The sequence below is a fragment of the Arthrobacter endolithicus genome, from assembly GCF_026627425.1.
GTDB lineage: Bacteria > Actinomycetota > Actinomycetes > Actinomycetales > Micrococcaceae > Arthrobacter_M.
Map to the genome: position 1 here is coordinate 124,673 of NZ_JAPNLH010000007.1, position 22,599 is coordinate 147,271.

Genomic DNA, 22,599 nt, shown 5'->3' on the forward strand with positions numbered 1-22,599 from the left:
CCGGACCGCACAACAGCAGATTCAGGAGAGCCATGAGTACCCGTCGTCCCAAAGTGCCGCGCGCAGCAAACGCCGGTGCGGACAAGGCAGCGGTGCCCAAATCCGGCTTTCCGGATTCTAATCCTGCCGCCGGGTCCGGACCAGCTGCGGGCCCCGCCGGGAAATCGCTCACCCGAACCGGCGGGCGACCAGCCGCTGCAGCGAAAGTGGTTTACCGGCATTCTCCTGAAACGCCGGCAAGGGGGCCCAAGCCCGTACCGGCCCGGGCATTTTCCGGCCGTCTGCTGGCTCTCGCCGTCGTCCTGCTGACCATCACGGTTTTGCTGGCACCCTCCATCCATACCTACCTGCAACAGCGGGCGCAGATTTCCGCGCTGGAGCAGGACATCTCGGTCAAGCAGCAGCAGCAGACCGAGCTGAAGAATGAGGCGGCCAGGTGGAGCGATCCGGCCTATGTTAAGCAGCAGGCCCGGGACCGGGTTAATATGTTGATGCCCGGAGAAACGGGCTATTGGGTGTATGGTGCGGACGGCTCGGGACCCAGCTCTCAGCCGTCGGGCAGCTCCCCTGCATCGTCCGGGACCACGGCAACGCTGCCGTGGGTCGACGGACTCATCCAATCGATCAAGCGCTCCGCGACCGAATAGCACGCAGCAGCGGCCGGGCGGAATATGCCGGTTTTCCATCAGTCTTCTAGTCCCAGGAAGGACGCCGGTGACCACGCCAGCCTCCGCAGCCAAAGCGTCAGGTCGGGCAGCTACAGCTGCGGACCTGGACACCCTCAGCCGCCAGCTTAACCGCCCCGTCCGTGACGTCGTCGAAATTCCGGCCCGCTGCGTGTGCGGGAATCCATTAGTGGCCGCCACCGCGCCGCGGCTCAGCAATGGAATTCCCTTTCCGACAACCTTCTATCTGACACATCCGGTGATCACCGCCGCCGTGTCACGGCTGGAGGCCGCGGGGCTGATGAACACGATGACGGAGCGGTTGTCGGCCGAGCCCGAGTTGGCCGCCGCCTACTTGGCCGCACATCGGGCTTACCTGAGTGCGCGGGCCGGCATCGGCGAGCGTGCCGGCACCGGTGCCGTCCCGGAGATCGACGGGATTTCCGCCGGTGGGATGCCCACCCGCGTGAAATGCCTGCATGTGCTGGTCGGACATGCGCTGGCCGCGGGACCGGGGGTGAACCCGCTGGGCGACGAGGCAATCGAGGCCATTGCGCAATGGTGGACGCCGGAGCGCTGCTACTGCGCCGGAGCCTGGGATCCACAGAGCCCGGTTCCATCCCGCGACCTCAGCCGGCACGTCAGGCATCAGCACAGCCAGCAGCTTCCTCAGTCCTGACAGATGAACCCCGTTCCGAAAGGCCGTCCCATGCGTGTAGCTGCCATCGACTGTGGAACCAATTCGATCCGTTTGCTGATCGCCGACGTTGACGGCGGCGTTTTGACTGATGTGCACCGGGAAATGCGCGTGGTGCGGCTGGGGCAGGGAGTGGACGCGACCGGCAAGTTCTCTGCCCAGGCGCTGGAACGTACCTTCAGCGCCACCGAGGACTACGCCACGCTCATCCGTTCCCATGGTGCAGCGCGGGTGCGGTTTGTCGCCACCTCAGCGACCCGCGATGCGCAGAACCGGCAGATGTTCATTGATGGGGTCAGGGCACGCCTGGGCGTGGAGCCGGAGGTTGTCAGCGGAGATGAGGAAGCGGCGTTATCCTTCGCCGGAGCTGCCAGCGTACTGCCTGGTCTGGGTGCCCCGCTGGTGCTAGTGGTGGATCTTGGCGGCGGCAGCACCGAGTTTGTTGCCGGTAATCATGATGGAGTACAGGCCGGGATCAGTACCAATATGGGCTGCGTTCGCTTCACCGAGCGCTTCCTGCGCAGCGATCCGCCCAGCGCCGCGGAAATTGCCCAGGCGCAGGCGGCCGTTGAAGACCAGCTCAGCACCGTGCTGGGCGCCGTACCGCTGGCGGAGGCGGATAGTCTGCTCGGCGTTGCCGGCTCGGTGACCACCATAACGGCACAGGCCCTGCGCCTGCCGCGCTATGACTCCGGGCGGATCCACGGGGCCGTCCTGCCCGCTGAAACGGTAATTCGGGCCTGCACCGAACTGCTGGAGATGACACGGGAGCAGCGAAAAACCCTGCCGTTTATGCACCCGGGCCGGGTGGACGTGATCGGTGCGGGTGCACTCATCTGGCGGACGGTGATCGCCCGCCTGGTCGTTCTTACCGCCGGCAGGCTCAACTCGGTAACTGCGAGCGAACACGATATTCTGGATGGCATCGCGTTGGGGATCTCCCAGCAGGACTAAAGTGTGCAGCCGGCATGGATGCCCGGGAATCATCGCCACCGAAGCAGACGACGGGAATTCGATGCAGCTACAGACCACGCTGCGGCCTGCGGTCGCAGCACTGCTGACGCTCGCCGTTTTTGCGGCCCTGTGCGTCGCGGGGCTCCTCACTGCGGTTCCCGCCCACGCGGATGATATCCGCGATCGGGAATACTGGCTGGACAACTACGGCATCGCCAAGGCCTGGCAGGTCTCCCAAGGCGCAGGGGTGAAGGTTGCCGTTATTGACAGCGGCATGGACGGAACCCACCCAGACCTGGCCGGCGCCATAGCCGGCGGGACGGATGTCTCCGGTTCTGGCCAGGCCGATGGTCAAAAGGGGATTGGGGCCGAGCCCGAGCACGGCACCTTGGTGGGGACGCTGCTGGCCGGGCGTGGCCACTCCTCCGTCTCCGCCAGCTCGGATCCGTCCTCGCCGCCTGGCGTGGGCGCCGGACCGGACGGAGTGATCGGTGTTGCCCCCGAGGCCCAGTTGCTCAGCGTTTCCGCCTGGCTTGGAAGTGCCAACCCTTCCGGGAAAAGCATCGACGATCAGGTCCCAGCGGCGGTGCGCTGGGCGGTCGACAACGGTGCCAAGGTCATCAACATGTCTTTGGGCAGTACCTCAACGGCGTGGCCGCAGAGCTGGGACGATGCCTTCCTGTACGCCGAGCAAAAGGACGTGGTACTGGTCGCGGCCGCGGGAAACCGAAAGAACGGGAGCGTGCAGGTAGGAGCGCCCGCCACCATCCCGGGAGTCCTTGCTGTGGCGGGGCTGGACTACAACGGCATGGCCAGCCAGGATTCGTCGTCGCAGGGCATCAGTATCGGGGTAGCGGCTCCGGCCGAGAAACTCGTCGGGGGCCTGCCAGGTGGCGGTTACGCGGACTGGAGCGGAACGTCCGGTGCCGCCCCGATCGTCTCCGGAGTTGCGGCGCTGATCCGTTCCAAATATCCGGAGATGTCAGCCGCGCAGGTGATCAATCGGATTATCTCCACGGCCAAACCGAAGGGCGAGGGTGTCCCGAACGCGCTGTACGGCTTCGGTCTGCTGGACGCTGCGGGTGCCGTGAGCGCCGATGTCCCGCTCGTGGCGGCCAACCCGCTGGGCAGCATGGCCGATTGGGTCAGAATTCATCGACGGACCGAGGCCCCGTCGGCAGGCCCCACCGAAGCGCCCTCCTCGACTTCGCCGCCGGGCGCGGCCGCGGCCCCTACGACGCCGGCCATTGCCGACCCCACGGTTCCTGCGGCTCTGCCGCCCTCTGCACTGGACAGTACCCTTCCGCGCACCGTGGTCGTCGGATTTTCGATCTTATTCCTGCTGATCCTCGGCGGCGGAACGGTGCATTTGCTCATCGCCCGGAGGGGCCAAAGCCCAGACAAGCAGCCCACAGCACAGCCGCCGACCGATTAGTGAATGTTTTCACAAAGTCTTGTACCATAGAGGCATGGCTCCTACATCCCAATTCCTGGATCGTCCGCGCGTTCTCGTAATCGGCGGCGGCTACGTCGGCCTCTACGTGGCCCTACGCCTGCAGAAAAAGATCGCCAACGCCGGTGGCATCGTCACCGTGGTTGACCCGCTGCCCTACATGACCTATCAGCCTTTCCTTCCGGAAGTGGCCGCCGGCACCATCGAGGCCCGCCATGCCGTGGTCTCACACCGCAGGCACCTGCGGCAGACCGAGCTCATCCAGGGCTCCGTCACCAGCATCGATCATGAAAACCGGACCGCCGTGGTAGCCCCGGCAGATGGCGGAGAGCACTTCGAGCTCCCGTACTTCGACGTCGTCGTGGCAGCCGGTTCCATCACCCGGACCTTCCCAATCAAGGGTCTGGCGGAAAACGGGATCGGGATGAAAACCATCGAAGAGGCCGTTGCCGTCCGCAACCAGGTCCTGGACCGGATCGAAGCGGCCTCCACCGAGACGGATCCTGCCAAGCGCAAGCGCGCCTTGACGTTCGTCGTCGTCGGCGGCGGTTTTGCCGGTATCGAAACCATCACCGAACTTGAGGACATGGCCCGCACCGCGGCGAAGCAGAACCCGCGGCTTAACGTCGCAGAACTTCGGTTCGTGCTGGTCGAGGCCATGGGTCGGATCATGCCCGAGGTCACACAGCCACAGTCTGAATGGGTCATTGAGCACCTGCGCAGCCGCAACATCGAGGTTTTGCTCAATACCTCACTGGCCAGCGCCGTGGACAACCACATGAGCCTGATCAATATGCCGGAGAAGACCGTCGCTCAGGAATTTGACGCGGATACGCTGATCTGGACCGCCGGAGTGCAGGCAAACCCGATGGTCCGGTCCACCGACTTCCCGATCGACCCGCGCGGCCGGGTGCAGGTAGGGGCCGATCTTCGGGTTACCGGCGAATTCGGCGCCATCCCGAACGCCTGGGCGGCCGGCGACGTCGCGGCCGTTCCGGATCTGACCGGCGGCGGTGTAGCGGGCTTCTGCGTCCCGAACGCCCAACACGCGCTCCGCCAGGCAAAGCGTCTGGCCAGCAACCTGTGGGCCTCACGCTTTGACAAGCCACTGACGGATTACAAGCACAAGAGCCTTGGCGCTGTTGCCGGTTTCGGTGAGTGGAAGGGCGTTGCCAACATCATGGGCGTCGGACTCAGGGGCTGGCCGGCCTGGCTGGCGCACCGCGGCTACCATGGCCTGGCGATGCCGACGTTCGAGCGTAAATGGCGCGTCATATCGGACTGGTTCATCAGCCTCTTTACCGGCCGCGACATCACAGCGCTGCTGGATCTGGATCGCCCCCGGGCGGCCTTCCGGGCCGCGGCCGGACCTGCGCCGAAGCCGGCGGCGAAGCCTGCCGATGCTCCGGTTGTTGCGTCGAGTCCGGCCAACGAAGGGGTCCCGGTCGGGGCCAAGTAACGACGCTGGGTTTAATGCCCGACGGCGCCCGGTCCGGATTGCGGATGGGGCGCCGTTCGCGTTTGGGCGCGGCGACTTAGCCATTTCGCAGGCGCTGCTGTCGGCCCGGTTTTTTCCCGGTTTTTCCCGGCACGCCGGATCGAGTACGCTGGACCGCGGGCCCCAATAGCCCAATCGGCAGAGGCAGCAGACTTAAAATCTGTTCAGTCTGGGTTCAAGTCCCAGTTGGGGCACTTTTGCGGCGAAACTGCGAAGCTGCGGCCGCACTGTGTAGGCACCAGTGCGGGCAGCCGCCAGTGGGGACGCGTGCAGAGCGGAACTATTTCCGGCGGCGGTTCGTCAGACTTGGTAGGCTTAGATTTTCTCACCTGCCCCGGATGGAGGACACCGCACCATGGCTGTCAGCGGAAACCCCGTATTTGCCAATAACAAGAACTTCACTGCCAGGCCGGCGTTCCAGGGCCAGCTGCAAAACCAGGGCTACAACGGCGCTGAAGCCTCGACGAAAAATGCCGGGCTGAGTCCGCAGCAGCTGCAGGACCTGTACAACGCGCCGTCGGCAGGTCCCTCGCAGACGGGCCGAATGACGCTCGACGACGTCATCATCAAGACCGTGGGCATGCTTGCCCTGGTGCTGGTCGGGGCCGCTGTGGGCTGGATCTTCCCGGCGCTGACCATTCCCGGCATGATCATCGGCCTGGTGCTTGGCCTGGTCAACTCCTTCAAGCGTGAACCGTCACCGGCGCTGATGATGCTCTACGCGGCCGCCGAGGGAGTGTTCTTGGGCGGGATCTCCGGTTTTCTCGAGGGTATGTTCCCCGGGATCGTGGTGCAGGCCGTGCTCGGCACGTTGTCCGTCTTCGCCGTGACGCTGCTGCTGTTCAAGAGCGGCAAGGTCCGGGCGACGCCGAAGTTGACGAAGATCTTTATGATCGGCATCGGCGGCTATCTGGTCTTCTCCTTGCTGAACTTCGGCCTCATGGTCTTCAACGTTACCGACAGTCCCTGGGGCATCCGGAGCATGCATATTCCGGGGACCAGCATTCCGTTCGGGCTGGTGCTGGGCCTGCTCGCCATCGCTCTGGCGGCATTCTCCCTGGTGATGGACTTTACGTCCATCCAGGGCGGCGTGCAGAACGGGGTCCCGGCCAAGTACTCCTGGACGGCCGCCTTCGGACTCACCGTTACTCTGGTATGGCTTTATGTGGAGATCCTGCGCCTGCTGGCGATCATGCGAAACAACTAGCCGCCGGGTAGGTCAGGCGACTATTCACGGCTGGCGAATGCCGTGCCTACGGACGGCTGCCGGGGATATGGAGGGATGCCCTGGGAAATTCCACGGCATCCCTCCATTTATATGGCACTTTCGCATGGGCCTCCTGACCCTGAAAAACCGCCCGCTCCGGGCGGGGGCTTTACCGCGAGTCCGATGGCGAACGCTGGGGCCACCGGCAACGCGGTTCGGGATATCCTGCAGAACCGCACGGGCAGCAATGGCCGGGCCAGCAGCCGCCTCGGCGACAGCAGCAGCCTCCGCAGTCCAACCGGCCGCCACCGGCCGATCCGCAGCCGCCGGCATAACTCAGCGGAGCACGTCAGTTCAACCTTTCCAGGATCAGCGCCATGCCCTGCCCGCCACCGACGCACAGGGTCGCCAGACCCAAGCTGCCGTCCGTCGTCGTCAGCCCATTCAATAAGGTGGTGACCATCCGGACGCCCGTCATTCCGAAAGGGTGGCCCAATGCGATGGCGCCGCCGAAGACATTGAGCTTGGCAGGATCGATGCCCAGTGCGCGGCGGCTGGCGACGACCTGGACGGCAAAAGCCTCGTTGAGTTCGACCAGGTCGATGTCCTTGACCGTTAGTGACGCCAACGCAAGCGCGCGCCGGGTGGCCTCGATCGGGCCCAGGCCCATAATCTCCGGGGAGAGGGCACTGACGCCCGTGGAGACGATTCGTGCCAGCGGAGTCAGACCCAGTTCACGGGCGCGGGTGGCGCTCATCACGACGGCGGCAGCTGCCCCGTCGTTCAAGGGGCAGGCATTGCCGGCGGTCACCGTGCCACCGGGTCGGAATGCGGGCTGTAGAGTGCTCACGGAGTCCATCGTGACCCCCGCCCGGGGCGAGTCGTCGCGGTCGACCACGATGCCGTCACGGCGGGTGTAGGGTGTAATCTCGCGGGCATAGAAGCCGGCCGCGATGGCCGCCTCGGCGCGGTTCTGGCTCTGCACACCCCACTGGTCCTGAATATCACGGCCGATACCCAGGGAGGTGGCGACGTTTTCCGCCGTCTGCCCCATCGAAAGGTAGATGTTGGGCATCTCCCCGTTCAGCCGGGGATCCGTCCACGGCGCATTGGCAGCGGCCACTGCGGCGGACCGCGCGCCTGCCTCGGCGAACTTCGGATTGTGGTTGGCACCTTCGGTTTCCCCAGCGCCCTTCCAGCTCTGGTACCGCGAGACGGACTCGACGCCGGCAGCTATAAAAGCGTGGCCTTCGCCGGCACGGATGGCGTGGAAGGCCATCCGAAGGCTCTGCAGGCTCGAGGCGCAGAAACGGTTTATCGTTGCGGCGGGAACGGTGTCCAGCCCGGCCAGCACGCTGACCACCCGCGCCATGTTCGAGCCTGCTTCGCCGCTGGGTTCGGCACAGCCCAGATACAGATCATCCAAGGTCGTTGGGTCAAGCTCGGGAACCTTGGCCAACGCCGCGGTGAGCATGGCGGCCGCCAGGTCGTCCGGGCGCTCGTCTTTCAGCGAGCCTCTAAAGGCCCGGCCAATGGGACTGCGGGCAATGGAGACGATCACGGCTTCTGGCATTGTCCCGGTGCTGGCTGTACTCATGGCTCCATTGTGGCCGCGATCGGCAGCTCACTCAACGTTGCCGGTGCACGCGGACGTTCTCAGCACTGCGGGCTACCCTATCCGGCCAGCACCCGCGGCGGGTGTGACGGCGAAAATATCCGGTTCCCGGAAGCCGGCGTGCCGGAATGCCGTCAGGATGGCCTGCCGGGTACCGGCTTCGGTGGCAGCCGGGATCAGCGCAATGGCGGAGCCGCCGAATCCTCCGCCGGTCATCCGGGCGCCCAGTGCACCGTTGGCCAGAGCAGTCTCCACCGCCAGATCCAACTCGGGGCAGGAAATCTCAAAGTCGTCCCGCATGGACAAATGGCTGGCGGTCAGCAGCTCACCGACCGCCGTCGGCCCTTGCTCAGCAAGTGCTGCGACAGTGCAGAGTACGCGGTCGTTTTCGGTGACGATATGCCGCACCCGGCGGAAGGTCTCGTCATCGAGAAGCCCGGCTGCCTCGGCGAGTTCGTCGACGCGCAGATCCCGCAGTGCCGGCACACCCAGGACCTCGGCGCCCAGTTCGCAGGACGCTCGCCGGGCAGCGTAGTCCCCGGTGGCGTGTGCGTGGCTGACCCGCGTGTCCACTACCAGCACCACCAGCTGGGAACCGGCCAGATCGAACGGCACTTGCTCCGCCTGCCGGCTGCGGCAATCCAGGAAAACGGCGTGGCCTTCGGTGGACAACAGAGACGCCGATTGATCCAGGATTCCCGTCGGAGCACCCACCACTTCATTTTCGGCGCGCTGGCCAACCAGCACCAGCTCCTCCCGACTCAGGGCGGCACCAGCCAAATCGTTCAGGGCCAATGCCACGGCGCATTCGATCGCCGCGGAGGAGGACAGGCCAGCGCCGGTCGGCACCGAAGAGTCCAGAAAGAGATCGAAGCCGGGGACGCGAACGCCCTGTTGGCCGAGTACCCAGGCCACGCCCAAAGGATAGGCCGTCCAACCCTGCATGTTCGACGGCGCCAGTCGGGTCAAGTCCACCGTCACCAGCCCCTCATCGCCATAGCTGGAAATCAGCCGCGCGGTGCTGTCCTCGCGCAGCCGAACGGCGACTCGGGCCGTGTGTCCGATGGCGAACGGCAGGACGAAGCCCTCGTTGTAATCGGTATGCTCGCCGATCAGATTGACCCGTCCCGGTGCCTGCCACACCCCGTCCGGTGCCGCACGGAATACCTCCGCGAACCTGGCCGCTGCATCTGCCGTCACTTTCGCCTGATCCCTTTTTCCGTTAGCCATTCTAAGTTGCTTCTCGGAGCAGTCGGCCGCGGACCGCCACCCTGCTCTGGCCGCCGGCGCGTCCGGCCGTGGCCCGGAGTGCGGCAGCGGTCAGCTCGGGGGTGCTGTCATTGATAAAGGCACCCATGGCAGCTTCCGATCCGGCAAGGAATTTCAGTTTGTCCGCAGCCCGGCGCGGCGAGGTCAGCTGTAGGTGCAGGTAGCCGGCGGGCCGGAAAAAGTCGTCCACCGGGGCCTGGTGCCAGGCGGCAATATAGGGCGTCGGTGTGCCGTACAGATTATCCAAACGTGTCAGCAGCTCCAAGTACATCCAGGTGAGCTCATCGCGTTCCGCCCCGGTCAGTGCGGCGATGTCCGGAACCTGCCGGTGCGGTGTGAGATGGATTTCGAGCGGCCATTTCGCGGCGAACGGCACATAGGCGCTCAAATGCGTCCCCTCCAGGATCATCCGGTCCCCGGCCTGCCGCTCGGAACCGAGAATGGATCCGGTAAGAGTGTCCCGGCCATCGGCGGCATCGTAGTATTTCCGGGCGGCCTCCGCCATCACTGCGGCCCGAGGGGTGATGTAGGGATAGGCATAGATTTGGCCGTGCGGATGATGCAAGGTAACGCCGATCTCCTGCCCGCGGTTCTCGAACGGAAAGACCTGCCGAATGCCCGGCAAGGCGCTGAGCGCGGCGGTCCGCTGCGCCCAGGCATCGATGACGGTGCGGGCCCGCACCTCGGATAAGGCAGCAAAGGATCCGCTATGGACCGGTGTGAAGGCCACCACTTCGCAGCGGCCGAAGGCGGTACCTGTGGTGCCCCAGCGGGGATGCTGAGGCGCAGCGCCCAGGGCGGGGCCTAAGGAAGGGAAACGGTTTTCAAAAACAACGACGTCATAGTCCGGGGCGGGAATTTCGGAAAGATTCCCGTCCTGGCGGCTAGGGCAAAGGGGGCACTGGTTGGCTGGCGGGAGGTAGGTACGGGTCTGCCGGTGGGCGGCTATCGCCACCCAGTCGCCGGTCAGTGCGTCAAAACGGATCTCCCCGGTCTCCGCCTCCGAGCGGGGGAGTAAGGGGCGCTGATCTGCCTCCGGGTGCGGTTTAGCCACGTCGCCGTCGTCGAAATAGATCAGTTCGCGCCCATCCGACAGCCGGGTGCTCGTTGCTGTCGTCATGGTTCGCTCCTGGCTAGTGACGGTGCTGATTGTGTTGACGGTGCTGACTGTGCTGAACGTGGGACCACTGCGATCCGCAGGGTCTGAATCAGCGGCCTGAATTCCGCTGCCGTCGCCGGTGCTATGCCGTCGTCGGTAATCAGCGTGTCGACCTCGCGCAACGCGACCACGGACGCCAACGCGCGGACGTTGAATTTCGTATGGTCGGCAAGCACCACCAGGCGTTCCGCGGATGCGCTAAAGGCAATATTCGTCTGCGCTTCGACCACATTGGGGCTGGTCAGACCGCGCCGTGCATCAATGCCGTGGATGCCCATGAAACAGATATCGCAGTTGAGCCGGGCGATGGCGGCGTCGGCCACAGGCCCCACCAATGCCTCCGAGGGAGTGCGCTCGCCGCCGGTAATAATGACCTTGGTCCCGTTAGCTGGCTGGAGCTGGTATAACGCCTCCGCAGCCTTCAGCGAGTTCGTGATGACGGTAAGGCCTTCCACCCGATTGAGCATCGTTGCCAGCCAGTGGGTCGTGGTGCCACCAGTCAAGGCCAAGGTCATGCCGGGCTCGACCAGACCGAACGCCGCCGCTGCGATGGCTGCCTTGGCTGCCGGCTGCAGATCCGAATTGTTTGCGAAACCCGGTTCGACGGCGCTGAACCTGGCCAGGCGGGTGGCCCCGCCGTGGATTTTTCTCAGCAGTCCCTTGACGTCAAGCGCCTCGATATCCCGGCGCACGGTCATTTCGCTGACGGACAACGCCTCGGCCAGGTCGGTGACGCGGACGGCCTCATTAAGCTGCAGCTCTTTAAGGATCCGGGACTGCCGCTGAGGTGCGAGCATTCGGACCTCCTTAGCGTGCGTTGATACCAAATTCAAATACTTTCAAACAAAATATAACATCACCTCCCTCGCAATGCCAGCGGTCGGCTCGCTGGCAGCTGGACACGGTTTCAGTATTCATCTCTGGTGGGGAACTATTAAGCTATGAAGCTTCCTGGACAGACCGGCGACGGGACCCTGAACGATCTTGCCGCGGGGGTTCCCTATGGTGTGCGGCTCTCCGCGGCGTGGGCCTGGCGGGTGGGGATCATCCTTTTGGTCGGCGGGGCAATTCTCTGGTTGCTGAGCTTTGTTACCCTACTCGTCATCCCGCTGATGGTGGCGGCATTGCTGTCGGCACTGCTCAGTCCGATTGTCCGGTTCCTGCACCGCCACCGGCTGCCCAAGGGGCTGGCCGTCGCCGCCACCATGGTCGGCGGGGCGGTCGTAATTGTTGGCGCTCTGACGCTGGTGGGCCGGCAGATGGTCGAGGGGTTTTCGGCTCTGCGCGGTCAGGCTGTCGAGGGCATCCGGCAGGTCCAGATGTGGTTTGCCACCGGCCCCCTGCAGGTTTCGGCAGCAGATATGGACAAATATGTCGGTGAGGGGCTTAATGCGCTGCAGAATAACAGCAGCAGCATCCTCAGCGGGGCGTTATCGGTGGGCAGCTCGGCCGGGCACTTCGCGGCTGGCCTGCTGCTGACGCTTTTCATCCTGGTATTTTTCCTGCTCGAAGGTGAGCAGATCTGGTTGTTCATAGTAAAGTTGATGCCCAAGCGGGCGCGGGCTGCTGCCAACGGGGCGGGCCGGCGCGGCTGGGGATCCATGGTCAGCTACGTCCGGATCCAGGTGTTGGTTGCGGTGATTGACGCGATCGGAATTGGCGGGGGAGCGGCCATCATCGGCGTACCGCTGGCGCTACCGTTGGGCGTTTTGGTCCTCTTCGGATCCTTTATCCCGGTGATCGGAGCCCTGGTGACCGGCATCGTAGCCGTGCTGCTTGCGCTAGTGGCCAATGGCTGGGTCAACGCCTTAATCATGCTGGGAATTGTGTTGCTGGTCCAGCAGGCGGAAAGCCACCTGCTGCAGCCTCTGGTGATGGGCAAGGCCGTTTCACTGCACCCGGTCGCGGTGATTCTCACGGTAGCTGCCGGTGCCGGCCTTGCCGGTATACCCGGGGCGCTCTTCGCGGTGCCGCTGCTGGCGGTCCTCAATTCCGCGATCCGCTACATCGCCGCGCGTGGCTGGGAGCACCAGGGAACAGCGGTCGACGGCGGCGGACCGGGAGGCTCGTCCGGCGGCGGAACGCAGCAGCCGCCACAGCTAGCGGCGGTCACCACCACCCAAACGCCAACCAGCAGAGAGAACAATCAGTGAATGCACTTAGCGACCTGCCCGTCACGCTGACCGATATAGAGGACGCGCGGCGGTTAGTGGCGGACATCATCGCCCTTACCCCCATTGAAAGTTCCCGGGCGCTGGGCCGGCAAACCGGTTCCGAGGTGTTCTTCAAATGCGAGAATCTCCAGCGGGCAGGGTCCTTTAAGGTCCGCGGCGCCTATGTCCGGATGGCAAAACTGACGGCGGAAGAAAAGGCCCGCGGCGTCGTGGCGGCCTCCGCCGGAAACCATGCCCAGGGCGTGGCTGTGGCTGCCAAAGCACTGGGCATCAAGGCCCGGATCTATATGCCGCTGGGCGTGGCGTTGCCAAAGCTGGCCGCCACCCGCGGCCACGGCGCCGAGGTGGTACTGCATGGACACAATGTGGATGAATCCCTCGCCGAGGCGGAACGTTTTGCAGAAGAAACCGGGGCTGTGTTCGTTCATCCATTCGACAACGTTGACGTCGTTGCGGGGCAGGGGACCATTGGCCTGGAAATTCTGGACCAGCTCCCCAACGTCGACACGGTGATCATGGGGGTCGGCGGGGGCGGCCTGCTGGCCGGTGTCGCCGTCGCGATTAAATCCAGGGCGGAGCAGTTAGGCAGGGAAATCAGAATCATCGGCGTCCAGGCCGAAAACGCGGCGGCCTACCCGCCCTCTCTTGCCGCGGACGCACTAGTGCCGTTGAAGAGAGTCTCCACGATGGCCGACGGTATAGCCGTCGGCAGGCCTGGACAGCTGCCGTTCTCGATCATCCGGGAGCTCGTGGATGACGTCGTCACGGTCAGCGAGGATGCGCTGGCCAGAGCACTGATTTTCCTGCTGGAACGCGCAAAGATGGTGGTGGAGCCGGCTGGAGCTGTGGGGGTAGCCGCGCTGATGGAGGGCAAAATCGAGAATCCCGGCACCACTGCCGTGATTCTCACCGGGGGAAACATCGATCCGATGCTGATGCTGAAGGTGATCCAGCGCGGCCTCGCAGCCGCCGGCCGCTTTATGACCGTGCGGATGATGCTCGATGACCGCCCGGGTTCGCTGGCCACGATTTCCCGGATCATCGCGGAGAACGACGCGAACGTCACCGGCGTCGATCACACCAGGGTGGGCGGATCCATCAGCATGGGCGATGTCTCCATCACGGTGAATCTGGAGACGAAGGGCCACGAGCACTGCGAACACGTCCTCACGGCACTGCGGACCGAGGGATTCCAACCCATAGTGGTGCACTAACGGCCAGTGCACTCAAAACGCGTGCACCAACATGTCGAGTGTGGACATCTGCCCATTGGAACGCCTCGCAGCGGGGCAGATGTCCACACTCGACATGTGACTTAACCGGTGAACGGCGTGGCGGAGATGACTTCGACGGCAATTTCCCTGCCGTTCGGTGCGATGTAGCTCAGCGAGTCGCCCGCCTTGTGCCCATGGATTGCGGCGCCAAGAGGCGATTTTTCGCTGAAGACATCCAGATCCGTGCCGCCGCCGACCTCGCGGCTTCCCAAGAGGAACGTTGTCTCGTCGCCGGCAATTTTCGCAACCACCAGCATTCCCGGCTCCACAATGCCATCATCGGCGGGGGACTCGCCAACATGGGCGTCCCGCAGCAGTTCGGTGAGCTGGCGGATCCGCGCTTCGATCTTGCCTTGCTCTTCCTTGGCTGCGTGGTATCCGCCGTTTTCCTTCAGGTCACCCTCCGAGCGGGCCTGCTCGATCTTTTTGACCACTTCAACCCGTCCGGGGCCGGACAGTTCCGTGAGCTCAGCCTGAAGGCGGCTGAAGGCTTCCTGGGTGAGCCAGGCTGCGGGTGCGCTGTTAGGGGTAGACACAGGGTTTCTCCTTGGGCTGACAAGTAAGGCGGGTAGGGCGACTGAGTTCGCACTGACAAGCAAATACCCCGCCGAAGGTTGCCACCGTAGTGCACTAGCACATGAAGTAGCCGTTCAAGCGGGGCAGGGTATTGCTCCAGTGTAGGCAACAAGACCGATAAACCCAAGATGCCGACACTGCCGGTGGCCGCAGGATGGGATCGTGCAGTTACGGCGCGGGAACGATCCAGCAGCTGTCGACGACGCCGGAAACGGCCAGCGACTCGGTCCGCACTGCGGCTCGCTGCGCCGTCGTCCGCCCCTGATCGATGCCGGAGTCGGTGCCGTTAGGACCTATCGTAACGACGTCCCAACCGACGATGGCGAAGCTCGAAGCCAAGGCCTTGACGGCGCATTGCGCCGTTGCGCCGGGGTCCTTGACGACCTGAAAATCGACCTCGGTCAGTGTGCTGTCCCGGACCGAGAAGCCCACGTCTTTGCTGGCGACGGAGGGCTCACCCCGGCCCAGGGCCAGCCACGCGACAAAGACCAGCGTGAGGACTGCGACGACGGCGCTCAAGATGACTTTCGTCCGCCGCGTCCACCTGCGCTTGGGCGCACCGTAGCGAGTGGCTACGCTGGTAGCTGCCGATGTTTCAGAAACGCTCACGAGGTCCAGTTTATCGTTCTTCGGGCGGACGTTGATGCACACGTTCGCACAACGTCGCCCGGATTCCGTCCGGCCGATGCTGTCAGGGCCAAAGGGGATCAGGCCAGTTGTTTCCAGACGCGGCGCATAACATAGGAAAGGCTTAATATGAGTTCCGATCATCCGGGGGCCAGCCGTGCAGCCGCTGCACCTGCCAAGGCCCCGCGGTTTGCTGCCGAAACGGACAACTCCGGTCAAGGGCTGCGCCTGCTGGCGGTCCACGCCCATCCCGACGATGAGGCCAGTAAGGGTGCTGCCATGATGGCAAGCTATGTGGCCGAAGGCGTCGACATCATGGTCGCCACCTGCACCGGCGGCGAGCGGGGCGGCGTCCAGAACCCCGCGATGGTGGGGGATCCCCATTCAACCCGCGACATGGCCGGTGCCCGCCGTCTCGAAATGGCGGCGGCAGTGGCGGCGCTGGGGATCAGTCACGAGTGGCTCGGGTTTGTTGATTCTGGTCTGCCGGAAGGGAAACCGTTACCGGAACTGCCGCTCGGTTGTTTTGCCCGCCAACCGCTGCAACGCGCAGCGGCACCGTTGGTGCGGCTGGTCCGGCGCTTCCGTCCGCATGTGGTGGTCAGCTATGACGAAAACGGCGGTTACCCGCACCCGGATCACATCATGGCGCACAAGGTGACGGTGGAGGCTTTCCATGCCGCGGGGGATCCGGACCGCTACCCGGGAACCGGTGATCCTTGGGAACCTGCGAAGCTTTATTATGATCTGGCCTTCAATCCCGCGCGTTTCAAGGCGTTGCATTTCGCGCTCGAAGAGGCCGGCATCCAGTCGCCCTATGCGGAGCGGATCGCAGCCTGGATGGAGGCAGACACGGAAGGGCACCAGTCACCCATGGGCAGGCACCCGGCCACGACGCAGGTTGACTGCGGGGACTTCTTCGAGGCCCGCGAAGCCGCCCTTCGCGCCCACGCTACGCAAGTGGATCCCGAAGGCTTCTTCTTCGCTGTTTCGGCGGATATGCAGCGCAAAATCTGGCCGTGGGAGGACTACTCACTGATCGAATCCCGGGTCTACACCCCGCTGCCGGAAAACGACTTGTTTGCTGGCCTACGATAGATAGGGGACAGCGGTGAAATGCCGGCCCCCGGGTAGAGCGCCGCGGGGAACACAGAAAGACAAACTTTGCATAATTTGATTTTGGTGCTGGCCACCACTCCGCCCAGCGATTCCCCGACCATCCGTCCCGGCCTGGACCCGGATCAGGTCAGCCCGGGGTTTTTGGGTTTCCTCTTTACCTTCGGCGTCGTCGTCATTATGTTCTTCCTGATCCGCGACATGGTCAAGCGAATCCGCCGGGTCCGCTACCGGGCCCAGGTCGCGGAAGACGCACTCTTGGGCCGCGAGGCAGCGAACGGCGAACAGGACGGCGAAGCCGACGACGACGGCCCGGTAACCGGCCGCCGGACGTACCACGGAGGTGCCGGCGGCAAACACGGCCCCGACGCGGACTTCCTTGAGTCCAAAAGCCAGGACGATGGACCCGCAAACGGGAGCTGAGCGCACGCCCTCCTCAGGCGGGTCCAATGCGCTGGCCGGCGAACCGTCGGCCTACCTCCGCCAGCACGCCGATAACCCGGTGCACTGGCAGCCGTTCGGGGATGCTGCCTTCGCGCAATCCCGCACCAGGGATGTCCCGGTATTCCTGTCCATCGGCTACGCGGCCTGCCATTGGTGTCACGTCATGGCCCACGAATCCTTCGAGGACGCTGCCACGGCGGCGTACCTGAATGCGCACTTTATTGCGGTAAAAGTGGACCGTGAAGAGCGCCCAGATGTGGACGCCGTCTACATGAGCGCAACACAGGCCATCAGCGGCGAGGGCGGCTGGCCGATGAGCGTTTTCCTCACCCAGGATGGGCTGGCCTTCCATGCCGGAACCTACTTTGGACCGAGTCCCACCATCGGACGACCGTCCTTCCGGCAGGTCCTCGAGGCTGTGACGGAGGCCTGGCAGCAGCGGCGCGGAGCTGTTGAGAACAACGCGGCGAAGCTTGCCGCCGGTCTTGCGCAAAATTCCACGGACCAGATAATCGAAGTAGCGCCAACTGAGGAACTGCGGGGACCGGGTTTGCTGACCACCGGGCTCCTTTCGGCGGCAGTCGAAGCCCTGGGCACTTCGGAAGACCAGGAGGCAGGCGGGTTCGGCAGCGCACCTAAGTTTCCGCCGTCGTCCGTCCTGGAATTTCTGCTCCGGCACGCTGCCGGCACAAGTCCCACCGCCGGCCACGCCCGCGCGATGGCGGCCCGGACGCTGACAGCCATGACCGGTTCGGCCCTTTTCGACCAACTTGCCGGCGGCTTTTCGCGGTATTCGGTGACGGCGGACTGGTCGCTGCCGCATTTCGAGAAAATGCTCTACGACAACGCGGCGCTGTTGCGGGTTTGCACGCACTGGCTCCGGCTCTCCGACGGGCCGGACTTTCCGCACGCAGATGCCGAGCGAGTGGTCCGGATGACGGCCGATTGGTTGCTGGACGCGTTGCGGCTTAAGGGCGGTCCCTTTGCGTCGTCATTGGATGCAGATACCGTAGTCGACGGCGTCCATCGGGAGGGCGCGACGTATCTGTGGACGGCGGGAGAGCTGGAGGCCGCTGCCTTGGCCGCGGGACATCCCGGGACGGGCGGCCACCTCGGGCGGATGATGCACGTTGCCTCCGCGGACCCGACCGGCGGCGAAGCTGCGTCCAACGGCTCCGCGCTGCACCCCGGCGGCCGCCTCTTAGATGAGGACCGCCGACTTTGGGAGTTGGTGGCCCCCGAACTGCTCAAACGCCGGCTGGCCCGGCCGCAGCCCGGACGCGACGAGAAGGTGGTGGCAGGCTGGAATGGGATGGCCATAGCAGCTCTGGCCGACGCTGGTTTGGTACTGGATGATCCCGCGTACCTCCGGGCAGCCGGCTTAGCTGCGGATTACCTGGAAACGGTGCATTGGGACGGCGGGATGTTACGGCGGGTCTCCCACGCCGGAACCGCCCGGGGGATCGGCGGCCTGCTGGAAGACTATGCCTTCTGCGCCGACGGGTTGCTCGCCTTGTACGCCGCAAGCGGGAACGAGCGTTGGTACCTGCTGGCGGAGAAGCTGGTAGTGGCAGCAACTGAGCGCTTTGTCCATGACGGCAAAGTCGCGGACACCACGCCCGAATCCGAGCAGGTCTTCAACGCCGCCGGGCGCCGGCTCTCTGCGGATCCATTCGATAACGCTACTGCCAGCGGGACATCCGCATTCGCCGCAGCTCTGGTCAGCTACGCCGGCTACAGCGGCTCGGCAGCGCCCCGAAATCTGGCGCAGAGCCTGCTGGGCTGGCTGCCGGACATTGCCGTCAGGGCCCCTCGCGCCGCGGGCTGGGCGCTGGCCACGGTAGAGGCCTTACTGGCCGGTCCGCTCGAAGTCGCCGTTAGCGGTCCCGACACGCCAGAGCGTGCGGAGCTGGTGCGCATCGCGGCCCTGGACCCATCACCGGGCCTGCTTATCGCCGTCGGCACCGCGGACAGCGCCGTGCCGCTGTTGGCCGGGCGCGACGGCGGAGATTCGGCTCAAGCATACGTCTGCCGAAAGATGGTGTGCCGGCTTCCTGCGGCAACGGCCAAAGAGCTGCGCAATGCACTTGGGAAATAGCTGACGTCAGGCACTGCTGACGGCGAGCAGAATAGCCGTGAAGTGAGCGGCGAATCCCACCACGGTCAAGGCGTGGAATAGCTCGTGGAAGCCGAAATGACGGTCGCTGAAGTTAGGTTTTTTGATACCGTAAACCAGCGCTCCGGCAATGTAGAACGCACCACCAAGGTAAATCAGTACACCAGCCGGGACGCTGGCCGAGAAGAAGTCCGGCATAAAAAAGACTGCGGCCATCCCCAGTGCAACGTAGATAGGCACGTAAAGCCACCGCGGTGCACCGACCCATAGCACGCGGAATAATACTCCGGCCAGCGCTCCCACCCAGATCACCCAAAGCAGCAGCGTCGCCTCCGCAGAAGGCAAGAGCAGCGCCGACAATGGCGTGTAGGAGCCGGCGATCACCAGCATGATATTAGCGTGATCCCACCGTTTTAACACAGCTTTCGTCTTCGGTTTCCACTCCCCGCGGTGATACAGCGCACTTGTGCCAAAAAGCAGTACACCGGTGACTGCGTACACCGCGGAGGTCACTCTTGCCAGCGGGGATACTGCCACGCAGATCAGGACGATCCCGGCGATCACGGCCAACGGCGTGGCTCCAGCGTGGATCCAGCCACGCCAGCTCGGCTTGATGTTCAAGGCTTCGGCAATGGTGTCCGCCGCTGCCCGCAAGGGGTGCTGCTCCGGCTCTGCATAGGGTCGCGTTGCCGATGCCGACTGATCGCGGCCGATTCCAGGCTCAGCGGCGTCGGGGGAAGAAGGTGATGCCATTGCTTTCACGATCAAATTGTAACGAAAATCAGGCCGCTTCAAGGGGGTGGGCGTCCGATCCGTGATGCTTGTGGCTCGCGCTGAATGGCCAAAAAAGTTTTTTCGAAGTTTTTTCCCCAGGGGCCGGTTTTGGGGTCTTTTTGTCCTGATGATGTCAGTGCCTGCTCGTAGCCTTGTAGTAGTTGGAGATCAGCGGGATTTCCCGGTTTTTGCCGGTGCAGGTTGCCGGATATGGGTTGTCGGGTTTATGGGTTGAGGGGTGGTGGGTGACGGTGGAGATTGATCGGGAGAATCTGGCTCAGGTGCTGGCCGCGATCACGGCGAAGTATCCGCGCCGGGTCCAGCGCGCAGGCCTCGGCGACAACGGCAGTACTGCCGGGTGCGGGACCGCTCAACCCGATGGCGCAGGCTCAGCGAACCCGGCCGCTCCTGCTGCTCCTGCCGATCCTGTAAATCCGGCCGCGCCCAAGGTTCCCTATGATGCCGTTGACGGCTCATCTGGTACTGCGGGTTCTGCTGTTCCTGCGTGTCCCGTTTGTTCTGTTGATGGTTTTCCTGTTGGTGGTACGTCGGCGGGGATGGTGGCCCGGTTGGAATTGATTGATTCGTTATTGGCGGAGGTGTTGGGGACGGATCCGCAGGCGGTGACGCCGGAGGCGTGGTTGTCGGTGATTGGCAGGTCTGAGGGGACCCGGCGTCGATTGGATGCGGTGTATTTGCGCAGTATCGCGGCAGCGGATCAGTGCGGGGCCGCGGCGTTGTCGGGGATCGGGACGAAGAATATGTGCCAGTTCCTGGTTCATGGGGTAGGGGTGGAGCCGGGGCGGGCGAAGGCCGAGGTCGAAGCGGCCCGCGCCCTCCATACCGGGCCCGGCAGCAGGAATGGTCCCGGTTTTTTGGTGCGTGAGGTGGAGTTGGGGGTCGGGCCGTTGGCGTTGCTGGGTGCCCGGTTGGCGGCCGGGGAGGTGACGGCCGGGCATGTGAGGACGGGGGTGCGGGTGTTGGAGAAGGTCCCGGCCCGGATCATTACCGAGGAGACGTCGGAGCGGATCGGGGAGTATTTGGCCCGGCAGGCTCCGACGCTGCGTAGTGATGATTTCCGTCGGTTCGCTGAGCAGGTCATCCGGCTTTGCCAGGCCGATACGGGGGATCATTATGATCCGGAGTCGGTGATGCGTCGTAAGTTCACGATGGGGGTGGATGTGACGGGGATGGTGCATGGTTCGTATCAGCTGGACCCGGTGGCGGGGGCGGAGTTGATGGCGATCCTGGATCCGTTGTCGGCTCCGCACCCGGATCAGCGGACCCCCGACGGGGACCTGGTCGCCGTTGATCAGCGGACCGCGGATCAGCGGCGGGCGGACGCGCTCACCGAAATGGCCCGTGCGGCAGGCGCTTACCTCAACCTCACCCACCCACCACGTAACGAGAGCCCCCACGATAAGGATCACAGCGACCAGGATCACAGGGACAAGGCTGGTGACAGCAGCAGCGATGGGGCTACTGGCAGCGGTGGGGCGGAGGAGGGCGGCAGCACCGGTCCTATGGAGGGCAGCAGCGCTGATGAGTGCGGTGACGGCGGTTTTGCTGGCGGCAGTGGTTGCAGTGGTGGGTGGGTGCATCCGGAGGTGGATGCGCGGGCCCGGGCTGAAGCAGCCGCGGCCCAGGCCGAGGACCTGTTCTCCCTCACTCCCGCCAACGACACCACCCCCACCGACACCACCCCCACCGGCACCGGAGGCGGAACGGGCGCTGGAACTGGCGCTGGAACCGGTGCCGGAGGCGGAACGGGCGCTGGTAAGGGTGCCGGAGCCGGAACGGGCGCTGGAACCGGCGCTGGAGAGGGTGCTGGAACGGGAAATGAAGGGGGAACAGATTCTGGCCGGGGGACGAAGCGTACGAGGGGTCCGGGGACGGGTGCGTCGGGGAGTCGTTGTGGTCCGAGCAGGGCCGGCAGGCTTCGGCCGGGGAGGCGGCCGGCCCGTATGACGATCACGACTACCTTTGATCAGCTCCGCAGCTTCCCGGACAGGGAAGCCGCGATCCTCCGCCAAGCCCAGGAAATCCAACCACCACCACCTCTACTACCAGCAGTATCACCAGCACCATCAACGCCACCAGGATCACCGCCATCACGGGGATCAGCGGCACCGTTGGCTTTGGCAGCCGGACCGACCCTGACAGCCGGACCGGCTCTGCCGGGGCCAGGAACGCCGGCAGACCCAGCCGCACCACCGGACGGTGATGGGTGGCCGGGAGGGATCGGCCCGGACACCCGGAGCTTCGGCTGGGACACCGACACCACTGAGGGCAGCACCAACGATTCCTCCAGCCCCGGGTCCGGGTCCTCATGGTCCTGGGAGCCGGAGCCGGAGGTACTCCCAGAAAGCGGTTTGGTCGGTGCCGGTGGGTTGACGCCGTTGGATCCGATGCCGTCCTGGTGTGATGGTTTGGGCAGCATCAGCCCCGGCACCCTGGCCCGAATGGTGTGTGACGCGGCATTCGAGCGGGCCGTCCTGGGGAGCAACGGTGCCCTCCTGGATCTGGGCACCGCGGTCAGGCTCGCGACCCCCGCGCAGCGCAGGGCCGTGTCTGTCCGGGACGGCGGGTGCGTCCGGCCCGGTTGTAACCGGCCTGCGTCCTGGTGCGATATCCACCACGTCATCTGGTACTCCCGCGGCGGACCCACCGCCGTCTCCAACATGTGTGCTTTGTGCCCGGGATGTCATTCCCTGGTCCACGCCGGGATCCTGGAAGTCACCATGATCAACCAGATCCCCTACCTCCGGTACGGACCCAACGCCCGTCAACGCCCGGGCCTGCACTGCTACAACCGCACCACCGGCACCGGTCTCAACACGAGGACAGGCACCACCCCAGACGGAGGGCCGGCGGCCGGGTACACCGAGAATCCCTGGATCCGCAACACCTACCACGACGACCTCAAAGACGCCCAAAACTTCGCCCGGACCATCATCACCGGGACCTAGGCAACGGTTCTT

The 22,599-nt window shown here is 64.6% G+C and carries 19 protein-coding genes and 1 tRNA gene; 13 read left to right on the forward strand and 7 right to left on the reverse strand.

Features of this window, described 5'->3' with window-relative positions:
* Positions 1–32 precede the first annotated feature (32 nt).
* The 7 genes from OS914_RS08290 (at position 33) to OS914_RS08320 (ending at position 6,474) form a co-directional block, all read left to right on the forward strand.
* Positions 33–647 (forward strand): FtsB family cell division protein, encoded by a 615-nt coding sequence (locus OS914_RS08290; protein ID WP_267545582.1) that lies wholly within the window; start codon positions 33–35, stop codon positions 645–647.
* Positions 648–714: 67 nt separating this feature from the next.
* Positions 715–1,344 carry a DUF501 domain-containing protein gene (locus OS914_RS08295; RefSeq protein WP_267545583.1) on the forward strand — a complete coding sequence of 210 codons (630 nt, stop codon included), beginning with the start codon at positions 715–717 and terminating at the stop codon, positions 1,342–1,344.
* Positions 1,345–1,374: 30 nt separating this feature from the next.
* Positions 1,375–2,316, forward strand: a complete 942-nt coding sequence (locus OS914_RS08300) for a Ppx/GppA phosphatase family protein (protein ID WP_267545584.1) — start codon at positions 1,375–1,377, stop codon at positions 2,314–2,316.
* 61 nt (positions 2,317–2,377) lie between these two features.
* Entirely contained in the window at positions 2,378–3,751 is a 1,374-nt protein-coding gene (locus tag OS914_RS08305) for a S8 family serine peptidase (RefSeq protein WP_267545585.1), read from the forward strand.
* Positions 3,752–3,785: 34 nt separating this feature from the next.
* Positions 3,786–5,228 (forward strand): NAD(P)/FAD-dependent oxidoreductase, encoded by a 1,443-nt coding sequence (locus OS914_RS08310; RefSeq protein WP_267545586.1) that lies wholly within the window; start codon positions 3,786–3,788, stop codon positions 5,226–5,228.
* 159 nt (positions 5,229–5,387) lie between these two features.
* A tRNA-Leu gene (locus OS914_RS08315) sits at positions 5,388–5,461 on the forward strand.
* Between the two features lie 161 nt (positions 5,462–5,622).
* Complete coding sequence (locus OS914_RS08320; RefSeq protein ID WP_267545587.1) at positions 5,623–6,474, forward strand: Bax inhibitor-1/YccA family protein; 852 nt, start codon at positions 5,623–5,625, stop codon at positions 6,472–6,474.
* Positions 6,475–6,823: 349 nt separating this feature from the next.
* On the opposite strand, the gene OS914_RS08325 is transcribed toward OS914_RS08320, so the two are convergent.
* The 4 genes from OS914_RS08325 to OS914_RS08340 all read right to left on the reverse strand — a co-directional run bounded on the left by OS914_RS08325 (position 6,824) and on the right by OS914_RS08340 (position 11,314).
* A complete protein-coding gene (locus OS914_RS08325; RefSeq protein ID WP_267545660.1) occupies positions 6,824–8,047 on the reverse strand; it encodes an acetyl-CoA C-acetyltransferase in 1,224 nt (407 codons plus the stop codon).
* Positions 8,048–8,143: 96 nt separating this feature from the next.
* Complete coding sequence (gene galK / locus OS914_RS08330) at positions 8,144–9,319, reverse strand: galactokinase (protein WP_267545588.1); 1,176 nt, start codon at positions 9,317–9,319, stop codon at positions 8,144–8,146.
* 1 nt (position 9,320) lies between these two features.
* Positions 9,321–10,478: a galactose-1-phosphate uridylyltransferase gene (gene galT, locus OS914_RS08335; RefSeq protein WP_267545589.1), complete on the reverse strand. Its 1,158-nt coding sequence runs from the start codon at positions 10,476–10,478 to the stop codon at positions 9,321–9,323.
* Positions 10,475–11,314, reverse strand: a complete 840-nt coding sequence (locus OS914_RS08340; protein ID WP_267545590.1) for a DeoR/GlpR family DNA-binding transcription regulator — start codon at positions 11,312–11,314, stop codon at positions 10,475–10,477. Before OS914_RS08340 ends, galT begins: the two co-directional genes overlap by 4 nt.
* Before the next feature lie 144 nt (positions 11,315–11,458).
* Between OS914_RS08340 and OS914_RS08345 the strand changes: the two genes are divergently transcribed.
* Entirely contained in the window at positions 11,459–12,670 is a 1,212-nt protein-coding gene (locus OS914_RS08345) for an AI-2E family transporter (protein WP_267545591.1), read from the forward strand.
* Positions 12,667–13,905 carry a threonine ammonia-lyase gene (ilvA, locus tag OS914_RS08350; protein WP_267545592.1) on the forward strand — a complete coding sequence of 413 codons (1,239 nt, stop codon included), beginning with the start codon at positions 12,667–12,669 and terminating at the stop codon, positions 13,903–13,905. Before OS914_RS08345 ends, ilvA begins: the two co-directional genes overlap by 4 nt.
* Positions 13,906–14,006: 101 nt before the next feature.
* Here ilvA and greA read toward each other — a convergent pair whose 3' ends face one another.
* Both greA and OS914_RS08360 read right to left on the reverse strand, forming a co-directional pair.
* Positions 14,007–14,501, reverse strand: a complete 495-nt coding sequence (gene greA, locus OS914_RS08355) for a transcription elongation factor GreA (protein WP_267545593.1) — start codon at positions 14,499–14,501, stop codon at positions 14,007–14,009.
* Between the two features lie 208 nt (positions 14,502–14,709).
* Entirely contained in the window at positions 14,710–15,150 is a 441-nt protein-coding gene (locus OS914_RS08360) for a DUF4307 domain-containing protein (RefSeq protein ID WP_267545594.1), read from the reverse strand.
* Between the two features lie 147 nt (positions 15,151–15,297).
* Here OS914_RS08360 and mca point away from each other — a divergent pair, with 147 nt between their 5' ends.
* The 3 genes from mca to OS914_RS08375 all read left to right on the forward strand — a co-directional run bounded on the left by mca (position 15,298) and on the right by OS914_RS08375 (position 18,826).
* Positions 15,298–16,266 (forward strand): mycothiol conjugate amidase Mca, encoded by a 969-nt coding sequence (gene mca, locus OS914_RS08365; protein ID WP_267545595.1) that lies wholly within the window; start codon positions 15,298–15,300, stop codon positions 16,264–16,266.
* 66 nt (positions 16,267–16,332) lie between these two features.
* The gene (locus OS914_RS08370) at positions 16,333–16,707 is read left to right on the forward strand and encodes a hypothetical protein (RefSeq protein WP_267545596.1); all 375 of its coding nucleotides are present in this window, start codon (positions 16,333–16,335) and stop codon (positions 16,705–16,707) included.
* The gene (locus OS914_RS08375; protein ID WP_267545597.1) at positions 16,685–18,826 is read left to right on the forward strand and encodes a thioredoxin domain-containing protein; all 2,142 of its coding nucleotides are present in this window, start codon (positions 16,685–16,687) and stop codon (positions 18,824–18,826) included. The genes OS914_RS08370 and OS914_RS08375 overlap by 23 nt, the downstream gene beginning before the upstream one ends.
* 6 nt (positions 18,827–18,832) lie before the next feature.
* Here the strand turns inward: OS914_RS08375 and trhA are convergent, their stop codons facing one another.
* Entirely contained in the window at positions 18,833–19,477 is a 645-nt protein-coding gene (gene trhA / locus OS914_RS08380) for a PAQR family membrane homeostasis protein TrhA (RefSeq protein ID WP_324290639.1), read from the reverse strand.
* A gap of 386 nt (positions 19,478–19,863) precedes the next feature.
* Between trhA and OS914_RS08385 the strand changes: the two genes are divergently transcribed.
* Positions 19,864–22,587, forward strand: a complete 2,724-nt coding sequence (locus OS914_RS08385) for an HNH endonuclease signature motif containing protein (protein WP_267545598.1) — start codon at positions 19,864–19,866, stop codon at positions 22,585–22,587.
* Positions 22,588–22,599 lie beyond the last annotated feature (12 nt).

Coding starts and splice junctions, on each gene's coding strand:
- OS914_RS08290 (WP_267545582.1), top strand. CDS start 33: ATGAGTACCCGTCGTCCCAAAGTGCCGCGCGCAGCAAACGCCGGTGCG.
- OS914_RS08300 (WP_267545584.1), top strand. CDS start 1,375: ATGCGTGTAGCTGCCATCGACTGTGGAACCAATTCGATCCGTTTGCTG.
- OS914_RS08305 (WP_267545585.1), top strand. CDS start 2,378: ATGCAGCTACAGACCACGCTGCGGCCTGCGGTCGCAGCACTGCTGACG.
- OS914_RS08310 (WP_267545586.1), top strand. CDS start 3,786: ATGGCTCCTACATCCCAATTCCTGGATCGTCCGCGCGTTCTCGTAATC.
- OS914_RS08320 (WP_267545587.1), top strand. CDS start 5,623: ATGGCTGTCAGCGGAAACCCCGTATTTGCCAATAACAAGAACTTCACT.
- OS914_RS08325 (WP_267545660.1), bottom strand. CDS start 8,047: ATGCCAGAAGCCGTGATCGTCTCCATTGCCCGCAGTCCCATTGGCCGG.
- galK (WP_267545588.1), bottom strand. CDS start 9,319: ATGGCTAACGGAAAAAGGGATCAGGCGAAAGTGACGGCAGATGCAGCG.
- galT (WP_267545589.1), bottom strand. CDS start 10,478: ATGACGACAGCAACGAGCACCCGGCTGTCGGATGGGCGCGAACTGATC.
- OS914_RS08340 (WP_267545590.1), bottom strand. CDS start 11,314: ATGCTCGCACCTCAGCGGCAGTCCCGGATCCTTAAAGAGCTGCAGCTT.
- OS914_RS08345 (WP_267545591.1), top strand. CDS start 11,459: ATGAAGCTTCCTGGACAGACCGGCGACGGGACCCTGAACGATCTTGCC.
- mca (WP_267545595.1), top strand. CDS start 15,298: ATGAGTTCCGATCATCCGGGGGCCAGCCGTGCAGCCGCTGCACCTGCC.
- OS914_RS08375 (WP_267545597.1), top strand. CDS start 16,685: ATGGACCCGCAAACGGGAGCTGAGCGCACGCCCTCCTCAGGCGGGTCC.